Raw genomic sequence first — 17,328 nt, forward strand, 5'->3', positions numbered from 1 at the left:
GGTGTCATATTCTACGTGTGAAGTGTTGATGGTAATGCCACGGGCTTTTTCTTCTGGGGCTGAGTCAATTGACGCGTAGTCTTTGGCTTCGCCACCTGAGGTTTTTGCTGCAACGGTTGCAATCGCTGCTGTTAGGGTTGTTTTACCATGGTCAACGTGTCCGATGGTGCCGACGTTGACGTGTGGCTTGTTGCGTTCAAACTTGGCCTTTGCCATGGGTATTTCCTCTTTATTTGGGGTCAAATATCTAACTGCTAAGAAATACGCAAGCTAAATAATACGGACCACATTAAGATAAGTGTTAAAAGGTTGCACATACTAATGTGCAGATATTATAAGAAAATCGCGACCAATAACAAGTCTTTTAACAAGTTATTGGCGGATTCTTCACTGACAATATAAAGATATGCTTTATATTGTCATTTTATGAGCGCTATTTACTCGTCGTCATCTTTAGAGTTGTACTTAGAGATGATGGTTTCTGCAACTGATTTTGGAATCTCAGCGTATTTTTGGAATTCCATAGAATATGTTGCACGGCCTTGCGACATTGAACGCATCTGTGTGGCATAACCAAACATTTCTGCTAATGGTACTTCTGCACGAATCTGTTTTGTGCCACCAGGAAGATCTTCCATGCCTTGAACCATACCACGGCGGCGGTTTAAATCGCCCATGATATCGCCCATGTAGTCTTCAGGCGTTTCAACTTCTACTTTCATAATAGGTTCAAGTAGCGCTGGGTTTGCTGCCATGAAGCCTTTTCTGAAAGCGATAGAACCAGCCATTTTAAATGATAACTCATCCGAGTCAACATCATGGTAAGAACCATCATACAAGGTTGCTTTAACACCAACCACTGGGTAGCCTGCAAGTACGCCGTTTTTCATGCGCTCTTGGATACCTTTGTCAACTGCGCCATGATACTCTTTTGGTACCACACCACCGACAACCTCTTCAGCGAATTCGTACATAACGTCGCCTGCTGGATCAAGAGGCTCAAGACGTAACCAAACGTGACCAAATTTACCACGACCACCAGTCTGACGAACGAATTTACCTTCTTGCTCAACCACGTTACGGATGGTTTCACGATAAGCAACCTGCGGCGCACCGATGTTCGCTTCAACGTTAAACTCACGCTTCATACGGTCAACAAGAATCTCTAGATGCAGCTCACCCATACCACTAATGATGGTCTGGCCAGACTCTTCGTCAGTATGAACACGGAACGATGGATCTTCTTTTGCCAAACGGCCTAAAGCAATTGACATTTTTTCTTGGTCAGCTTTAGTCTTAGGCTCAACCGCTAGACTGATGACTGGATCTGGGAATTCCATGCGCTCTAGGGTGATGACGTTGTTTTCGTCACATAGCGTATCACCTGTGGTGACGTCTTTCATACCAACTAAGGCGGCGATATCACCAGTACGAATTTCTTCAAGCTCTTGCTGAGAATCCGCCATCATCTGTACGATACGGCCAACACGCTCACGCTTCATTTTAACTGGATTATAAACGCTGCTGCCTTGTTTGATCACGCCTGAATAAACACGAACGAAGGTTAAGTTACCAACGAATTTGTCATTCATGATTTTGAACGCTAGTGCCGAGAATGGTTCGTCATCAGACGCTTCACGCTTACCTTCAGTTTCGTCTTTGTCGTCAAGGATACCGCGGATAGCAGGTACGTCCATTGGCGCAGGTAGATACTGAATAACCGCATCCAACATCTTTTGTACACCTTTATTCTTAAAGGCCGTACCACAAAGTAGTGGAATAATTTCGTTGTCGATGGTCAATTGACGAAGCGCGCCATGAATCTGCTCTACGGTCAATTCGCCATTTTCAAGATACTCATTCATGAGCTCTTCTGATGCTTCAGCCGCGTTTTCTACTAGGTACTCACGGTACTCTTCCGCTTTTTCTTGTAGTTCAGTTGGGATGTCGCGCTCTTCATATTGCATACCTTGAGACGCTTCGTCCCAATAGATAGCTTTCATAGACACAAGATCCACAACGCCTTCAAAGTCGTCTTCTTTACCAATTGGGATAACCAACGGTACTGGCTTACCGCCTAGACGGGTTTTGATTTGGTCGATAACGCGATAAAAATCAGCGCCAACGCGGTCCATTTTGTTTACGAAGGCAAGACGCGGTACTTTATATTTGTTTGCCTGACGCCATACGGTTTCAGACTGTGGCTGAACGCCGCCCACTGCACAGTAAACCATGCAAGCGCCATCAAGTACACGCATAGAACGTTCAACTTCAATGGTGAAGTCAACGTGACCTGGGGTGTCAATGATGTTGATACGGTGTTCGTCGAACTGCTTTGCCATACCTGACCAAAAACAAGTCGTCGCCGCTGAGGTGATAGTAATACCACGCTCTTGTTCTTGCTCCATCCAGTCCATAGTGGCTGAGCCATCATGGGTTTCGCCAAGCTTGTGGCTAACACCGGTATAGAACAAAACACGCTCAGTAGTGGTCGTCTTACCAGCATCAATGTGCGCTGAGATACCAATATTGCGATAGCGCTTTAGGGGAGTTTTACGAGCCATAGTGTTTTCCTAGGGAAATTCGTGTATGTATTAATGTGTTGTGTCTCTACCTCATACTCTACGACAAAGCCATGGAACTATGGGCTTTGTTATATTACTTACTAATTATTGGGCCTAATACGGACAAAAAAAGAGCAAATACTAAGAATATAGCGGCATCAAATTCAGGAGACTTTTTTTAAGCGGTGCAGATTCTTTGCAGGCTTTACGGAAAAGCATCCCTTTCAAAACAGCATTTTGACAGATATCCGCCATCTACATTATTCAATAGTTTATCCATTTTTCGATAAAAAATTTAATAATCTAATAATGATGGCGGCAATCAATAGAATAAATTAACAATATAAGGATTAACGAGTAAAACCGTTAATCCTAAGCATTTACGCCAGAATTAAAAAAACTGGCTTAGAAGCGGTAATGAGAGAATGCTTTGTTGGCATCTGCCATGCGGTGAACTTCGTCACGCTTTTTCATCGCATTACCTTTACCGTCAGCAGCATCATTCAATTCGCCTGCAAGACGCAAAGCCATTGATTTTTCAGAACGCTTAGCAGCAGCTTCAGCTAACCAACGCATAGCCAAGGCGGTACGACGGGAGGGGCGTACTTCCATTGGTACTTGATAGGTTGCACCACCAACACGGCGAGCTTTTACTTCGACCATTGGGCGGACATTTTCTAAAACTTCTTCAAAGAAAGCGACTGGATCTTCGATGTTGCGCTTTTGGCCTACTGTCTCAAGGGCACCGTAAACGATACGCTCAGCAGTAGATTTTTTACCATGGCTCATGACATGGTTGATGAATTTTGCAACAGTTTGGCTACCAAACTTAGGATCCGGTAGGATCTCACGGGCAGCAACGACGCGACGTCTTGGCATAATAATAATCCTTTTCTTCAGGAGTGTCTGACATTCACAATCTCGCACCAATTACGTATTGGATGGCGTTATATCGAGTTGTCAGTCAGCCTTACTGCATGGCGGTATGTTATAGCGATAAATCATTTATTGAATAAAAATACAGCTAACACCAGTCCCATGCACAGTTAATGGGTGATACAAATAAGCGTATTTAATAATTAGCTATTAAACTTTAGGCTTCTTCGCACCATATTTAGAACGACCTTGTTTACGGTCTTTTACGCCTGCGCAGTCTAGAGCACCGCGAACAGTGTGATAACGTACACCTGGTAGATCTTTTACACGACCACCACGGATAAGAACAACACTGTGCTCTTGTAGGTTATGACCTTCGCCGCCGATGTAGCTTGATACTTCATAACCTGAAGTCAAACGTACACGACATACTTTACGCATGGCTGAGTTAGGTTTTTTAGGGGTAGTAGTATATACGCGAGTACATACACCACGGCGCTGTGGGCACGCTTCCAACGCAGGAACTTTTGATTTTTCCTTGATGGTTTTGCGACCTTTACGAATCAATTGGTTAGTTGTTGCCATAAGGCATCCTTCTCCCGTTTGGTATAAAACAAAAAAATGGGGCAATGCGCCAACCATCTGGCAGTAATGACAGATTCTGGCACACCCATTTTTAGGACAGTGTATTATAAAGAGTTGTTGCTGCTATTTCAACCACTTATGAGTGGTCGTCCTTTACAACATTCGACAGATATGCATGAGTAAAGATTGTAGCAGATTAAATGATAAGCAACAGATTTTAAGATGAGCAATTGTCTAATTGCAAAGTGGTAAAATCGATGTTAAGCATTAATGGAGATGGTTACTTATTTTTCAAGACGCTATGGTTAAGTTAAGATACTTTTTTAGCTCTAAAACCTTTCCATAAAAAAGCATAAGCCGATTTATATCAGCTTATGCCCGTATTTTTATAGCAAAATCAGCTAAAATACTCTATAAAGAAGGCTTTACTCTTTATTGCTTGCCTGAGCTTTTTTGTAGTTTTCATCTACTGATTCTTCATCAGTGGTTTTTGCAACAGGTTCTGAAGCTGCTTGTACTTTGCTCTCTGTCTCGTCAGCTTTGGTTTTATGGTCTTTGGCTTTGTCGTCTTTGGTTTTATGGTCTTTGGTTTTGTCGTCTTTAGCTTTGTCAGCCGCTTTTTCTTCATTATCAGACTGATGATTCTGTTTTTCATCATTACTGTTAGTATTTTTTTTGACCCGCTCTTCGCTACTGCTATCGTCGGTAATGCTACGGTTAGCAAGCTTGGCTTCTGGCGCAAACGTCGCTTGTGCCACGCCAATCACTTCATCAATCAGCTGACTGTTGTAGCGCATACCGACAATAACGGCGGTCGCAGGTAAAAAGCGGCGTAGCCATGACAAGTTGATTTTATCGAGGTCGATGCCAACTTGGCTGGCAATGTTGTCTACTTGTTCGGCATAAAAATTCACATTTTTGTTTTTTAGGCCAAGGTTTTTCAGCTCATTATGCAGGCCGTTGCTTTGCGCATTATCAAGCAAGCCTTTACCAATGCCAATACCCGCTAGTAAGGCTTGTTTTTCTTGCATCTTGCTTAAGTCAGCATTGGCAAGTAACTCATAAGCCATCTTGACGCCTTGCTTGCCCGTTAACGGTTTGTTATAAACCGCACCCAACTGATAAACCGTCCGTAGTGATACCAGTAACAACCACAAGGTATCGGCGAGCAAACCTGGCAGGCCGGCTAAACCAGTCAATCCCCCCAAAGTCGCCAAGGCACGGTTCTGATTGGCAATATCGGTGGCGAGCGCATAACGCTCTTCATCATCTAAGTTTGCGATATTGGCAAAGCGATGCTGATTTGGCAGGTCCATCTGACTCCAGCTGGCAGCAAGCTTGGCAATTTGCGCAAAAGCACCATCGACCGTCGAATCAAACAGGCTGTTTGGCACGACTTTTTTGGCGTATTTACCATAGGTGGCAAGGCGTGGGCCCAGCAATTGCTGCGTTGCTTTTAAGGTTTGTTCGCGAAATAAATCCTGCTGATAATCTTCATCGCCTAGATTTACCGCTTTGAATTGTTGCGGCTTGCCGGTCTTGGCATTGATGCTGTCAATAATCGCGCCCATACGCTCTAGATTATTGCGCGTAAAAGCGCCGACGCTGCTGATACCTTTAGAAAGTGTGCTCTGCTTTGCCATTTGGATATCCTTAATATGGTGATTGGTTGTTATTAATATTTTTATAGCTAAGTCTTAAATTGGTAGTCATTTTAGCCAACGCTGCTGACCACTGTCAGTGCCAACAATGTTATCACTGCCGTCAGTTTTGTATCTAAAAGTAGCGCTTCTTCATAACGATGACGGCTTTTAGTATATAGCTAAATGCAGTTCAGCTGAAATGTTATCGCACTATTTTAACTCACCTATCACTGCCTGTTTAGGCCTAGTGCTACTTTAATTCGACAAAAAATATTTTTTCATTTTTGGCCATAAGCTGGTTTAAAAATAATGACCGTTTTGTCGTTATTTTATACTTACGCCAAGATTTTAAAGCGTCGATACGTTATCATATGCCATTATTCAAAGCACAGTTGTACTTTTATTTATCAATCAGCATGTATGCAGCATAACGTTTGTTTTTGCGTATTACAATGACTGTCAAATAAGCATTTAAAAGCGATTATTAAAGGTAATTATCAAAAAATCGTTACTCATAAGGAATAGAATATGCGCCGCGTTGTTATCACTGGAGCAGGGATTGTCTCTTGTATCGGACATGATTTGGCGACTGTCACCGATGCTCTTAAACAAGGGCGCTCAGGCATTACATTCAATGAATCGTATGCTGAGCACGACTTTAAATCACAGGTTAGCGGTAGTATTGATCAGTCAGCGCTTGATACGTCGGGTATTGATCGTAAATTAAAGCGTTTTTTTAGTGACGCCAGTCTCTACGCGTATGTCAGTGCGTTGAGCGCCATTGAGCAGGCAGGCCTGTCTCTTGACACCATCAACCATAACCCGCGTGTGGGCGTGGTCGCAAGCTCAGGCGGCGCGTCAACTGAAAATATCGTCAATGCGGTCGATGCCATGCGCGAAAAAGGTCTGCGCGGTGTTGGGGCGATGGCGGTACCAAAAACTATGGGCAGCTCGGTGTCAGCAGCGCTTGCGACGGGTTTAAAAATCCAAGGTGTTTCCTACTCTTTAACCTCTGCTTGTGCGACATCAACGCACTGTATTGGTCATGCCGCTGAGCTTATTCAGCTTGGTAAAGCCGATGTGATATTGGCGGGCGGTAGTGAAGCTGAGAATTGGACGCAGTCGTGTATGTTTGACGCCATGGGCGCGGTCAGTACACAATATAATGACACGCCAACGCTTGCTTCTAGAGCCTATGACAAAGACCGCGATGGCTTTGTGATTGCCGCGGGCGGTGCAATGGTGGTGGTTGAAAGCCTTGAGCACGCTCAGGCGCGCGGTGCTAATATCTTGGCTGAAATCATCGGTTATGGTGCAAGCTCTGATGGTGCCGAGATGGTCGCGCCAAGTGGTGAAGGCGCCGTGCGCTGTATGCAGCTTGCCCTCACCGATGCCGGCCTCGAGCGCGTCGATTATATCAATAGTCACGGCACCAGCACGCCACTAGGTGATATCACTGAGCTTAACGCCATTGCTAAAGTATTTAATGATGATGTCAGGCAAGTGCCGCCTATTAGCTCAACCAAGTCGATGACCGGTCATAGCTTAGGAGCCGTTGGCGCGCAAGAATTGATTTATTGCTTACTCATGCTGCAAGAAGGCTTTATCGCGCCAAGTATCAATGTGCAAGAACTAGACCCTGCGGCTCAAGGCTTTGATATTGTCACCGACAAGCGTGATGTTAAGCTTGAAACGATTATGAGCAATAGCTTTGGTTTTGGTGGCACCAATGCGACTTTAATTATTAAAAAGTTTGACGCCTAATTATGCCCGCAGCAGCTTATAATAAAACTGAGCAGAGAGTTTCTGCCCCATCGCCAGCTACTCATCCTAGCTGGCGTTTTGGTGGGCTGTCCGCCGCCGAATTAATGCCCGAACTGCAGCGTTATTTGTACGCTCAAGACCCTAAAGCAAACTGGCAATTGGTTTGGCTGAATAACGCTGGGCGACCTGTGATTGGTTTATTACCAAAAGTAAGCTGGACTGTTTATTATTCCGCTAACAACGCGTCACATCCTACTAAACAAGCCGCTTACCATGTCGTCAAAACCTACTGTGATGACAATCGAGATAAAGGTAATAGCAGTACAGCAGTCACGATGAGTTATAGCGATTGGCAGGAAGAATTAATCGCTTACAGTCAGAATTATGACACTTATAATGATGACTCTATTTTAATTAAAGAAAATAATCAGCAGCCAAGTTATCAGCACGGATTAATAGGTTTTATTGGTTATGATATTGCCGCTTATGAGCTAAGTCCAGCTGCGAATATTAAGCTCGCAACCCAGCCTTGTGCCAGCTTAGGGCATTATGATATGTATCTAACGCCCAACGCTGAGCAAACGAGCTGGCAGCTAAATATAAAAAATAGTATGGCGTATGCTGATAGTAATACGGGTGATGAGCAAAAAAGCGCACTGGTTAACGCGCTTATAGAATATTTAGATAAATTGGACAGTAAGCTTTCTAATACGTTTGGAGAGAGGCCAACGCTTGCAGCGTCATATAAAACAACGCCTTTGTTATTAACAGCGCAGTGGCGCAAGGGTGATTATCAGCAAGCCTTTGATAAGACGCAAGCCTATCTGCAGCAAGGCGACTGCTATCAAATCAATCTCACCCAAGCATGGCAAGGTTCTTTTAATACTCTCAGTGATAATGGTAGCAGGGCAAAACTAATTGACTACTTGCCTGCCCTACATCGTAATACGAAAGCGCCCTTTGCAGGCTATTTAGCGGTTAATAATTTTAAGAGTGACATGAGCGTTAATGGGCAAGACAAGCCATTTGAATTGTTAAGCTGCTCGCCTGAACTGTTTTTTACTTTTACCAAAGACGATAGCACCGGTAAGCACTATATATGCACCAAACCAATTAAAGGCACGATGCCGCGCGGGTTAAATGCTGAGCAAGATGACGCTTATAGACAGCAGCTTATCGATAGCGAAAAAGACCGCGCCGAAAATGTCATGATTGTTGATTTACTGCGCAATGATTTGGGTAAATATGCCAAAATTGGCAGCGTCAAAGTGCCGCAATTATTTGCGATTGAAAGCTTTAGCAATGTCCATCATATGGTCAGCACCATCACCGCTGAGCTAAAGACGGATACTCACCCACTTACCGTATTATTTGGCAGTTTACCGGCCGGTTCCATCACAGGAACGCCAAAAAAACGCGCGGTTGAAATCATCTCAGAGCTAGAAGGTGCAGCGCGCGGTGCTTACTGCGGCACCGTGGGCTATATGAACTTTGATGGCAGCGGACAGTGGAATGTGTTGATTCGTACGCTACAAGCCAACAGCTTATCGAATGATGAATTAGAACAAGAAAGACATGTCAGCTTATGGGCTGGTGGCGGTATCACGGTTGCTTCTGACTGCGCTGCTGAATATCAAGAGTGCCTTGATAAAGTCGGCAACCTACTCTCCATTCTCTCTCAAGAAATATAATAACAAGTCAGAAAAGCCTGCTTAACATGACGTTAGCAGGCTCTTTTATTTATATAATTATCGCTATTCGGCAGTTAATTGATCGCAGTTTCCGCTTCTGTCTGCAACGCTGTTAATGCTGCTATTAAACGCTTATTTTGCTCTGCGGTACCAACGGTGATACGTAAATACTCATGAATACGTGGCTTATCAAAATGACGGACGATGATACCTTGCTCGCGTAAGGCAGCCGCCACGCCGCTGGCATTACCGTTTTTTGGACGCGCAAAGACAAAGTTGGCTTGCGATGGCAGGACGTTATATTCTAAAGCCATCAGCTCGGCGCTAAGCGCTTGGCGTAAGTCAATCACTTGCTGACAAGTTTGGGTAAAGTATTCAACGTCTAAGACGCTAGCGGTTGCTCCCGCTTGCGCCAATTTATCGAGCGGATAGCTATTAAAGCTATTTTTCATACGCGTTAACGCTTCGATTAATGAAGGGTTGCCAAACGCCATACCAACCCGCAACCCAGCAAGTGAGCGTGATTTTGAAAAGGTTTGTGTAACAAGGATATTATCGCACTCATTGATGAGACTTACCGCTGATACTTCCGCATCCGAGCCGTTTTCCTCTTTTTGAGCAAAATCAATATAAGCCTCATCAATCACAATCACCGAATTTGAATGCTCACCAGCAAGTTTACGAATATCAGCAAGCGATAATAACAAACCCGTTGGGGCGTTAGGATTGGCGATAATGATACCGCTACATGGCTGGCGATAGGCATCTGGACTGATACTAAAATCCGCTTCTAGGGCGATTTGCACCAGCTCGATACCAAAAGTATGGGCGTAAACAGGATAAAAGCTATAGCTAATATCAGGCGCTAAAACTGGGCGCTCTTTTAGGAAAAAACTGGCAAATATCAGCGCCAATACTTCATCAGAGCCATTACCAACAAACACTTGGTTGATATCAAGGCTGTATAACTCAGCCAATGCCGCCCGTAAACCATCAGATTCAGGCGCAGGATATAAACGCAGCTCATCCGCTTGCTGCGCTAAGACTTTGGCGATTGCTTCGCCGACTTTTGGTGACGGCGGAAATGGATTTTCATTGGTATTTAATTTGCATAAATTTTCATGTTGAGGCTGCTCGCCTGGGACGTAAGGTGACAAATTACGCGCTTTATATGACCAAAGTCTGGTGTCTATCTTTAACTCACTCATAAGTTATCCTACTCATTAGCCACATAAATGATTGAATGTAGATTATTAAGATGAAATGATGCAACTGTCTTATTAACGGTTTTACTGATAACGATAACGGGCTGAGCGCGCATGGGCTTCTAAATCCTCACGCTGCGCTAAAATATCTGCCGTCTCAGCCAGTGGCTTACTCCCTGCCTCACTACAATAAATAATCGATGATTTCTTTTGGAAGTCATAAACGCCAAGCGGCGAAGAAAAACGCGCCGTACCCGAGGTTGGCAACACGTGATTGGGACCAGCACAGTAATCCCCAATCGCCTCAGGCGTGTGACGACCCATAAAGATAGCGCCAGCATGACGAATATCGTTCAGTAGCGCATCGGGGTTATCAACGGATAACTCTAAATGTTCAGGCGCTACGCGATTGATCACATCCATGCCCTCCGCGCGGTCTTTGACTAAAATAAGCGCGCCACGATTTTTTAGCGAGTCACGGGCAATATCGGCTTTTGGCAACTCTGCCAAGGCTTTTTCAATCTCAGCCGCCACTTCGTTAAGCTGCTCGCTACTAGTAGTCACAAAGATAGCTTGCGCGATACGGTCGTGCTCGGCTTGTGATAATAAATCCATTGCCAACCAATCAGCGCGATCTTGCGCCTCACCTTCTGCATAGACCAATACCTCAGAAGGACCAGCAATCATATCAATGCCAACTTGGCCGAATACCGCCCGCTTTGCCGCCGCGACATATTTGTTGCCAGGGCCAGTGATTTTATCTACGGCTGGTATGGTTTCGGTGCCGTATGCCAAAGCTGCAACCGCTTGCGCACCGCCAATGGTAAAGACACGGTCCACTTGTGCCAAATGCGCGGCGGCTAGTACCAAGGGATTGAGCTCGCCTTTTGGCGCTGGTACCACCATAATTACCTCGGCAACGCCAGCCACTTTAGCAGGAATGGCATTCATCAATACTGAAGACGGATAAGAAGCCAAACCGCCGGGCACATAGATACCTACGCGATCAAGCGGCGTGACCTTTTGCCCTAAACGATTGCCAAGCTCATCTTCATATTGCCAAGTTTCTTGCACCTGGCGCTCATGGAATGTCCGCACCCGTGTGGCCGCCGTCACTAACGCATTTTTTACCTCATCATCAAGATTGGCAAACGCATCAGCAAGTGCGTCTTTAGACAGCTCTAACTCTTGTATCATCAACGCCGGATGCTGATCAAACTCTTGGGTCAACGCCAGTACCACACTATCGCCGTCATGACGTACTTTTGCAATGATATCGTCAACGGTTTTTAATAAATTAGCATCGTTGACCGTTTCAAAAGCAAGTAGCTGGGTCAGTTGACTGTCAAAATCAGCATCTTGGGTACTTAGTTGGCGCATGACTGAATCCTATGTTTGAGCATGAAAGTCGGCTATAAAAAATAGTAGAGATAAAAAAGCAATGTAAAAATAAAAAAAGCGGCTATGCCAGTTTATTTATAGGTAGCTGCCTCAGATTATACTGAGCTTGTATTTTCTGGCAAGCAAACGCAATAAAACCAGTTTAGCACGCTATATATCTCCTAGAGCGCCAAACTGGTTTAAAATTTTGTATAACCGTACTTAGTATTATCAATGATTGGCAATGCCTTATAAGAGCGCTTTATAAAAATAAAGAAATGCCAAATTAAGAAGCGCTGGCAATACTGTCTTTAAAACTGTCTAATATCGGCTCAAGTAGGGCAAATTTACGCTTATAGCTGACTTGATTGACAATAAGGCGTGACGACACATCACAAATATGATCGCGCGCTTCAAGGCCATTAGCGCGCAGCGTATTACCGGTATCGACGACGTCAACAATCAAGTCACCCAAACCAACTAATGGCGCAAGCTCCATTGAACCATACAGCTTAATCACATCAACTTGCTGACCTTGGCTGGCAAAGTAAGCGCGGGCAACATTGACGTATTTAGTGGCGATACGCAGGCGGCGATTTGGTAGCGGCGCATCTTTTACGCCCGCTGTCATCAGCTTACACTGGGCAATTTGTAAATCTAGCAATTCATAAACGTGATTGGCACCATGCTCAAGCAGCACATCTTTACCCGCCACGCCAAAATCAGCCGCGCCGTGTTCAACATAGGTTGGCACGTCGCTGGCGCGCAAAATTAAGACGCGCACATTTGGATTGGAAGTTGGAAAAATAAGTTTACGCGACGCTTCAGGGTCTTCTAATAGCTCAACGCCAGCGGCACGCAGCAAAGGCATTGTCTCTTCTAAAATACGACCCTTTGATAGCGCCAATGTTAAACCTGAAAACTCATCATTTACTTCGTTTAATAAACCATCATTTGGTAAGCTGTTGCTTGCTTCAGTCATAATGACTCGTGTCCGTGTACAGTTAATTGCCTTATTTGCCAGGCATTATTAATTTATTAGGTGTTAATACCAATAGCAGTGGTTAATGATTCAGCCTAGTCATTCGTATTAATACGTTCGATATTGACCCCAAGCGCGCGCAGTTTTTCTTCGACGTGCTCATAGCCACGGTCAATATGGTAAATACGGTCAATCAAACTCTTGCCTTCAGCAGAAGCCGCCGCCATGACCAATGACATCGATGCGCGCAAATCCGTTGCCATGACAGGCGCCGCCGTAAAATGCTCAACGCCTTTAACCACAGCCGTATGGCCATCTACTTGAATAGAGGCACCCAAACGGTTGAGTTCCGGCACGTGCATATAGCGATTTTCAAAGATATTTTCGATAAAGGTGCTGGTGCCGTCAGCAAGGCACGCAATCGCCATCACCTGCGCTTGCATATCGGTTGGAAAACCTGGATGCGGCTGGGTACGTATATTAACCGGTAATGGGCGGCCTTGCATTTGCGCGCGAATCCAGTCATCACCCGTGGTAATAACCGCGCCCATGTCTTCAAACTTCTCGAGCACAGGCGCTAATAAAAGTGCCGAGGTGTTTTTGGTCAACACATCGCCGCGCGTCATCAAAGCACCGGCAAGATAAGAGCCCGTTTCGATACGATCTGGTACGACCGAATATTCACAACCATGCAAGCGCTCAACGCCTTCGATGGTCATGGTTGCCGTACCAATACCGCTGATTTTAGCACCCATTGCCACTAGCATATTGGCCAAATCAACCACTTCAGGCTCAAGCGCACAGTTGCCTAGCACCGTAGTGCCTTTGGCCAATGCCGCAGCCATAATGACGTTTTCCGTACCGCCAACTGTCACCATGTCAAAGGAGAAGTTACAGCCGATAAGCTTGCCACCTTTTGGCGCTTGCGCTTTGACATAGCCATTCTCGACGCTAATCTCAGCACCCATGGCTTCAAAAGCTTTTAGATGCTGGTCAACAGGGCGCGAACCGATGGCACAGCCGCCCGGTAAAGACACTTCCGCCTCTCCAAAACGCGCCAGCAAAGGGCCTAGAACCAAAATCGAGGCGCGCATGGTTTTAACCAAATCATACGGCGCATAAAAATTATCGATATTTTTGGTATCGCAAGTGACGGTATTGCCCTGCTTTTGAATATCAATGCCCATGCCAGCGATCAATTCAATCAAGGTACGCACATCTTGTAACGATGGCACATTATGCAACGTCGTTGGGGTCTCGGCCAAAATCATAGCAGCGAGTAGAGGCAAAGCGGCATTTTTAGCGCCTGAGATAGTAACTTCCCCTGCGATACGACTGCTACCGGTGATTAAAAATTGATCCATAAAGGTGACAACCTAGCGATAAGTATAAAAAATATGAAAACTAGCAATAATAAAACCAGCCATATAAAGTGCCGGTGCGACAAATTCTAGTCATAGATAAGAGATGATAGATAAAAGTTAAAAGGGTTAGCCTTGTGATTGCGCTTCCCATTCAGCTGGGGTTAACGCTTGAATATTGAGCGCATGGATATCGCCGCTAGCAATTTTATCATTGACCAAAGCGTAAACTGCCTGCTGACGCTGCACCGCACGCTTGCCTTCAAAGCTGGCATCAACCACTCGCACATCAAACTTGGTTCCTTGATTGGCAGCTTGAATAAAAGCATCAGGAAAGTGAGTTCGTAAAAATGCAATCAAATCGTCAGCGTTCATGCTCATAGAATATTCTGCCTTAAGGGTTAGATAGGTGGATATAAAGTTAGCCATTATAACAAGAGTTTGACCATCTTACAGTACTGTCTTATACAACTGGGCTTAACTATTTGAGCGTTTTATCCAAATAGCTGAGCACTTGCGCGCGTACGTCATTGACCCAGCGTAATGGCGGCGCCATCGCACCGATACTAGTGGCATGACTGGCACCAGCAATTTCGCCTGTTTCGACTTTGACGCCCGCTGCTTTTAATGCTTGCGTCATCTTAACGGTATTGCTGATATGAACGACGTTGTCTTTTTCTGCCGTTAGCAATAAATACGGTGGCTGCGTGCCTTTAATATTGCGATCTGGCATGACGTCATCTGGCGTGGCATCGGCCCCAAAAGCGGTTGCACTACTATATTTACGAAAATCATAGCTATAAGGACCAGCGATGCCAATCACAGCGGCAATATCTGTTGGCTTGACGCCATAGGGTGCTAAAAAATCCTCATTAGCAACGGCGGCAACCGCATTAAACGCGCCCGCAGAATGCCCTATGACCGCTAAACGTTTGGGGTCAGCGTGCAGACTTTTGGCATTTTTATAGCTCCAAGCAATGGCCTGCGCGGTATCTTCTACATAATCAGGGTAAACGTGCTCGGGCGCTTTACGGTAATTAATCACTGCCGTGACATAACCTGCTTGCGCCAGACTCTGTCCAACAAAGGCATATTCGTCTTTATTGCCACTTTCCCACGAGCCGCCATGGACAAAAACTACCATCGGATAGCTATCATTAATAGCCTTATCAGCGGTCGCGTTCTTTGACTGCATGGCTTCTGCCAACGGTTTTGGATAATAGACATCCAAATCTTGTAACGGCTTATCACCATATAAAATATTTTTACTGACGCCAACACCGCCATTTGCGGTGATGCCATTAACAATAGCTAGCGCCGATAGCGCCTGTGCTTGCTGGGTTGCAAGCGCAATGCCGCCAACGGCTAATGCTGCCGTCACGCCGACGCTAATACGTTTAGGCGTAAGAGTCTTAATCCGCGTTATCCTTTCTTGCCTTGTTGCTTTTTGCGTTATTTCTTTTTGCCTTGTTGCTTTTTGAACAGTCCTTTTATATAAATCCTTCATCCTTAGTATTCCTATTATAAGCTCGTTGTCGGTTAATACTTGATAGTCAGTTAGCACTTAGTCAGTTAACAGTTAAGAGTAGAGTGACGGCTTTATTATTTTAGTTAGGCGTATCCTCTACTTTTTAACATTCCTAATTTTCACGTTTTATATCTTACTGGCTGGCTTGGGATTTAACGTGCTTTTCCTGTTATGACTGTTTAGGTTTCTTGTGATTGTCACCAAAAGACTTAACTAAAAGCTTGATAAATATCAATATAAGAACTGGATGATGGCTAATTAACTGGCGTGCCATTTTCATCGACGATAAGTGGCGTCGCACTGATAGCAGTATCTACTGTGGCCGAACTTGTAAGCTCAGGCGCTGCTCTATTATTAACCACTCGATTGACCGCTGGGCCTCTGCTAGGATTGACTAAATTATTTTCGTACATAATATCGTCATCGCCCAGCTTTACCCCTCTATCATCAACGACGGTGGTCAACAGCACCAACTCTGTGATGCCAACGGTATTATTGGCGATATCAATCAGATGGCTTTGCTGCGTTGGTGTCATACGTCCCATAATATATACCACGCCATCATTGGTGACCGCTTTAATCTGCGAGGCCTTTACGCCATCGCTGGCGGCGACTTTTGCCATTAGCTTGGAGGTGATATAGCCATCATGAACGGTTGCGCTATAGCCTTTTGAGGCGCTAACGTTTAGCTCATTGTAGACGTGACGGACGTCTGGCATAGAGCTAACCACTTTTTCAATTTCTGCTTTGATGGCTTCTGTTGGCACCTCACCGGTGAGCAACACTTCACTATTAAAGCTATCGACACTCATGCGGCTAATTTGCTGCAAATTTTCTTGCAAACCATAGACGTTAATCTTGACGGTATGTTCAATACTACGGTCGAGTAAGCGCTGCGGAATGGTGCGCTCGGTCATTGGCACGCCATACGTCCCTTCTGTGCTATTGGTCAAATAGTTGGTGGTACAACCAGGCGCGGCAATGCTGGTCAGTAGCATAATGCCAATCGCCTTGCAGCGTGATGAGCCCAAAATAGCAGTGCGCAAATGCATCCGTGTCATGATTTACCTCTTAGAACAGGGTGTAGTGTTTAACTAATGATTAGTGAATAACGCTTGTTAATGGCAATGATAAAAATATGATTAAATGAAGTATTTTTAAAGCCGCTACTTTACTGAAATTTTATGCTAGGCGGTTAGGCTTTTGGTAACGATAGCTTGATGCTTTATTTATTTTACTTTTTAGCTTAACCTGTAAACCAAATTGCGTTCCAGCTGTTTAAATTCGCAAAGTCCCTTTACCACGCTGAGGCGATAAAAGCGCCTTGTAGCCATTCTGGTTGAGTATTTTTTGGCGGCATTTCTTGAGTATGGTTGGTCTTATTGTTGGCAAGAGTATCGTAGGCAATCACATCAAAGCGGCACTCATACTCACTATATTCAGGATGCTGCTGCAAAAAATAGCGCGCTGCTTTGATAATTTTACGTTGCTTATTTTTGGTTACACTAAGCGCTGCATCACCAAATCCTGAACGTTGCCGCTGCCGTACCTCAATAAAAATAAGCGTCGACCACGCCTGTCCTTTTTCGATCATGATTAAGTCAAGCTCACCCACTTTCGGTTGTTGCCAGTTTTGCGCCACCAATGTCAAACCTTGCGCTTGCAGGAACTCGCACGCTTGCTGCTCAAAACGGCTGCCTTGACGCTGTGTTGGTGAAGTCAGGGTTAAGGGTTTGTCATTTACCATCA

At 44.9% G+C, this 17,328-nt stretch carries 15 protein-coding genes; 2 read left to right on the forward strand and 13 right to left on the reverse strand.

The annotated features are described in order from the left end of the window. The 5 genes from B4240_RS06350 to B4240_RS06370 form a co-directional block, all read right to left on the reverse strand. On the reverse strand, positions 1-216 hold a 216-nt coding region (locus B4240_RS06350; RefSeq protein ID WP_296237584.1), incomplete at its 3' end, for a GTP-binding protein. Between the two features lie 221 nt (positions 217-437). After that, positions 438-2,564: an elongation factor G gene (gene fusA, locus B4240_RS06355; protein WP_144297763.1), complete on the reverse strand. Its 2,127-nt coding sequence runs from the start codon at positions 2,562-2,564 to the stop codon at positions 438-440. A 405-nt stretch (positions 2,565-2,969) separates the two neighbouring features. Then, positions 2,970-3,443, reverse strand: a complete 474-nt coding sequence (gene rpsG, locus B4240_RS06360) for a 30S ribosomal protein S7 (protein ID WP_068405119.1) — start codon at positions 3,441-3,443, stop codon at positions 2,970-2,972. A gap of 207 nt (positions 3,444-3,650) precedes the next feature. Next, complete coding sequence (rpsL, locus tag B4240_RS06365) at positions 3,651-4,025, reverse strand: 30S ribosomal protein S12 (protein WP_011281154.1); 375 nt, start codon at positions 4,023-4,025, stop codon at positions 3,651-3,653. Between the two features lie 425 nt (positions 4,026-4,450). Beyond that, on the reverse strand, positions 4,451-5,668 hold the full coding sequence (locus tag B4240_RS06370; RefSeq protein WP_296237587.1) for an EcsC family protein: 1,218 nt from the start codon (positions 5,666-5,668) through the stop codon (positions 4,451-4,453). 528 nt (positions 5,669-6,196) lie between these two features. Here B4240_RS06370 and B4240_RS06375 point away from each other — a divergent pair. Then, a complete protein-coding gene (locus B4240_RS06375; protein ID WP_296237589.1) occupies positions 6,197-7,432 on the forward strand; it encodes a beta-ketoacyl-ACP synthase II in 1,236 nt (411 codons plus the stop codon). A gap of 2 nt (positions 7,433-7,434) precedes the next feature. Continuing rightward, positions 7,435-9,123 carry an anthranilate synthase component I family protein gene (locus tag B4240_RS06380; RefSeq protein WP_296237591.1) on the forward strand — a complete coding sequence of 563 codons (1,689 nt, stop codon included), beginning with the start codon at positions 7,435-7,437 and terminating at the stop codon, positions 9,121-9,123. Positions 9,124-9,197: 74 nt separating this feature from the next. Here B4240_RS06380 and hisC read toward each other — a convergent pair whose 3' ends face one another. The 8 genes from hisC to B4240_RS06420 form a co-directional block, all read right to left on the reverse strand. Next, on the reverse strand, positions 9,198-10,331 hold the full coding sequence (hisC, locus tag B4240_RS06385; RefSeq protein ID WP_296237593.1) for a histidinol-phosphate transaminase: 1,134 nt from the start codon (positions 10,329-10,331) through the stop codon (positions 9,198-9,200). An 81-nt stretch (positions 10,332-10,412) separates the two neighbouring features. Continuing rightward, positions 10,413-11,708, reverse strand: a complete 1,296-nt coding sequence (hisD, locus tag B4240_RS06390; RefSeq protein ID WP_296237595.1) for a histidinol dehydrogenase — start codon at positions 11,706-11,708, stop codon at positions 10,413-10,415. A gap of 286 nt (positions 11,709-11,994) precedes the next feature. Continuing rightward, entirely contained in the window at positions 11,995-12,690 is a 696-nt protein-coding gene (gene hisG, locus B4240_RS06395; RefSeq protein WP_296237597.1) for an ATP phosphoribosyltransferase, read from the reverse strand. Positions 12,691-12,785: 95 nt separating this feature from the next. Next, the gene (gene murA / locus B4240_RS06400) at positions 12,786-14,054 is read right to left on the reverse strand and encodes a UDP-N-acetylglucosamine 1-carboxyvinyltransferase (protein ID WP_296237599.1); all 1,269 of its coding nucleotides are present in this window, start codon (positions 14,052-14,054) and stop codon (positions 12,786-12,788) included. Between the two features lie 126 nt (positions 14,055-14,180). Continuing rightward, positions 14,181-14,432, reverse strand: a complete 252-nt coding sequence (locus tag B4240_RS06405) for a BolA family protein (protein WP_296237601.1) — start codon at positions 14,430-14,432, stop codon at positions 14,181-14,183. 100 nt (positions 14,433-14,532) lie between these two features. Then, entirely contained in the window at positions 14,533-15,432 is a 900-nt protein-coding gene (locus B4240_RS06410; RefSeq protein ID WP_296237602.1) for an alpha/beta hydrolase, read from the reverse strand. Positions 15,433-15,833: 401 nt separating this feature from the next. Then, positions 15,834-16,640: a BON domain-containing protein gene (locus tag B4240_RS06415; protein WP_296237604.1), complete on the reverse strand. Its 807-nt coding sequence runs from the start codon at positions 16,638-16,640 to the stop codon at positions 15,834-15,836. 236 nt (positions 16,641-16,876) lie between these two features. Further along, entirely contained in the window at positions 16,877-17,326 is a 450-nt protein-coding gene (locus B4240_RS06420; RefSeq protein WP_296237606.1) for a YraN family protein, read from the reverse strand. Positions 17,327-17,328: the final 2 nt, after the last annotated feature.

The organism is Psychrobacter sp. UBA5136 (assembly GCF_002414005.1).
Lineage (GTDB): Bacteria > Pseudomonadota > Gammaproteobacteria > Pseudomonadales > Moraxellaceae > Psychrobacter.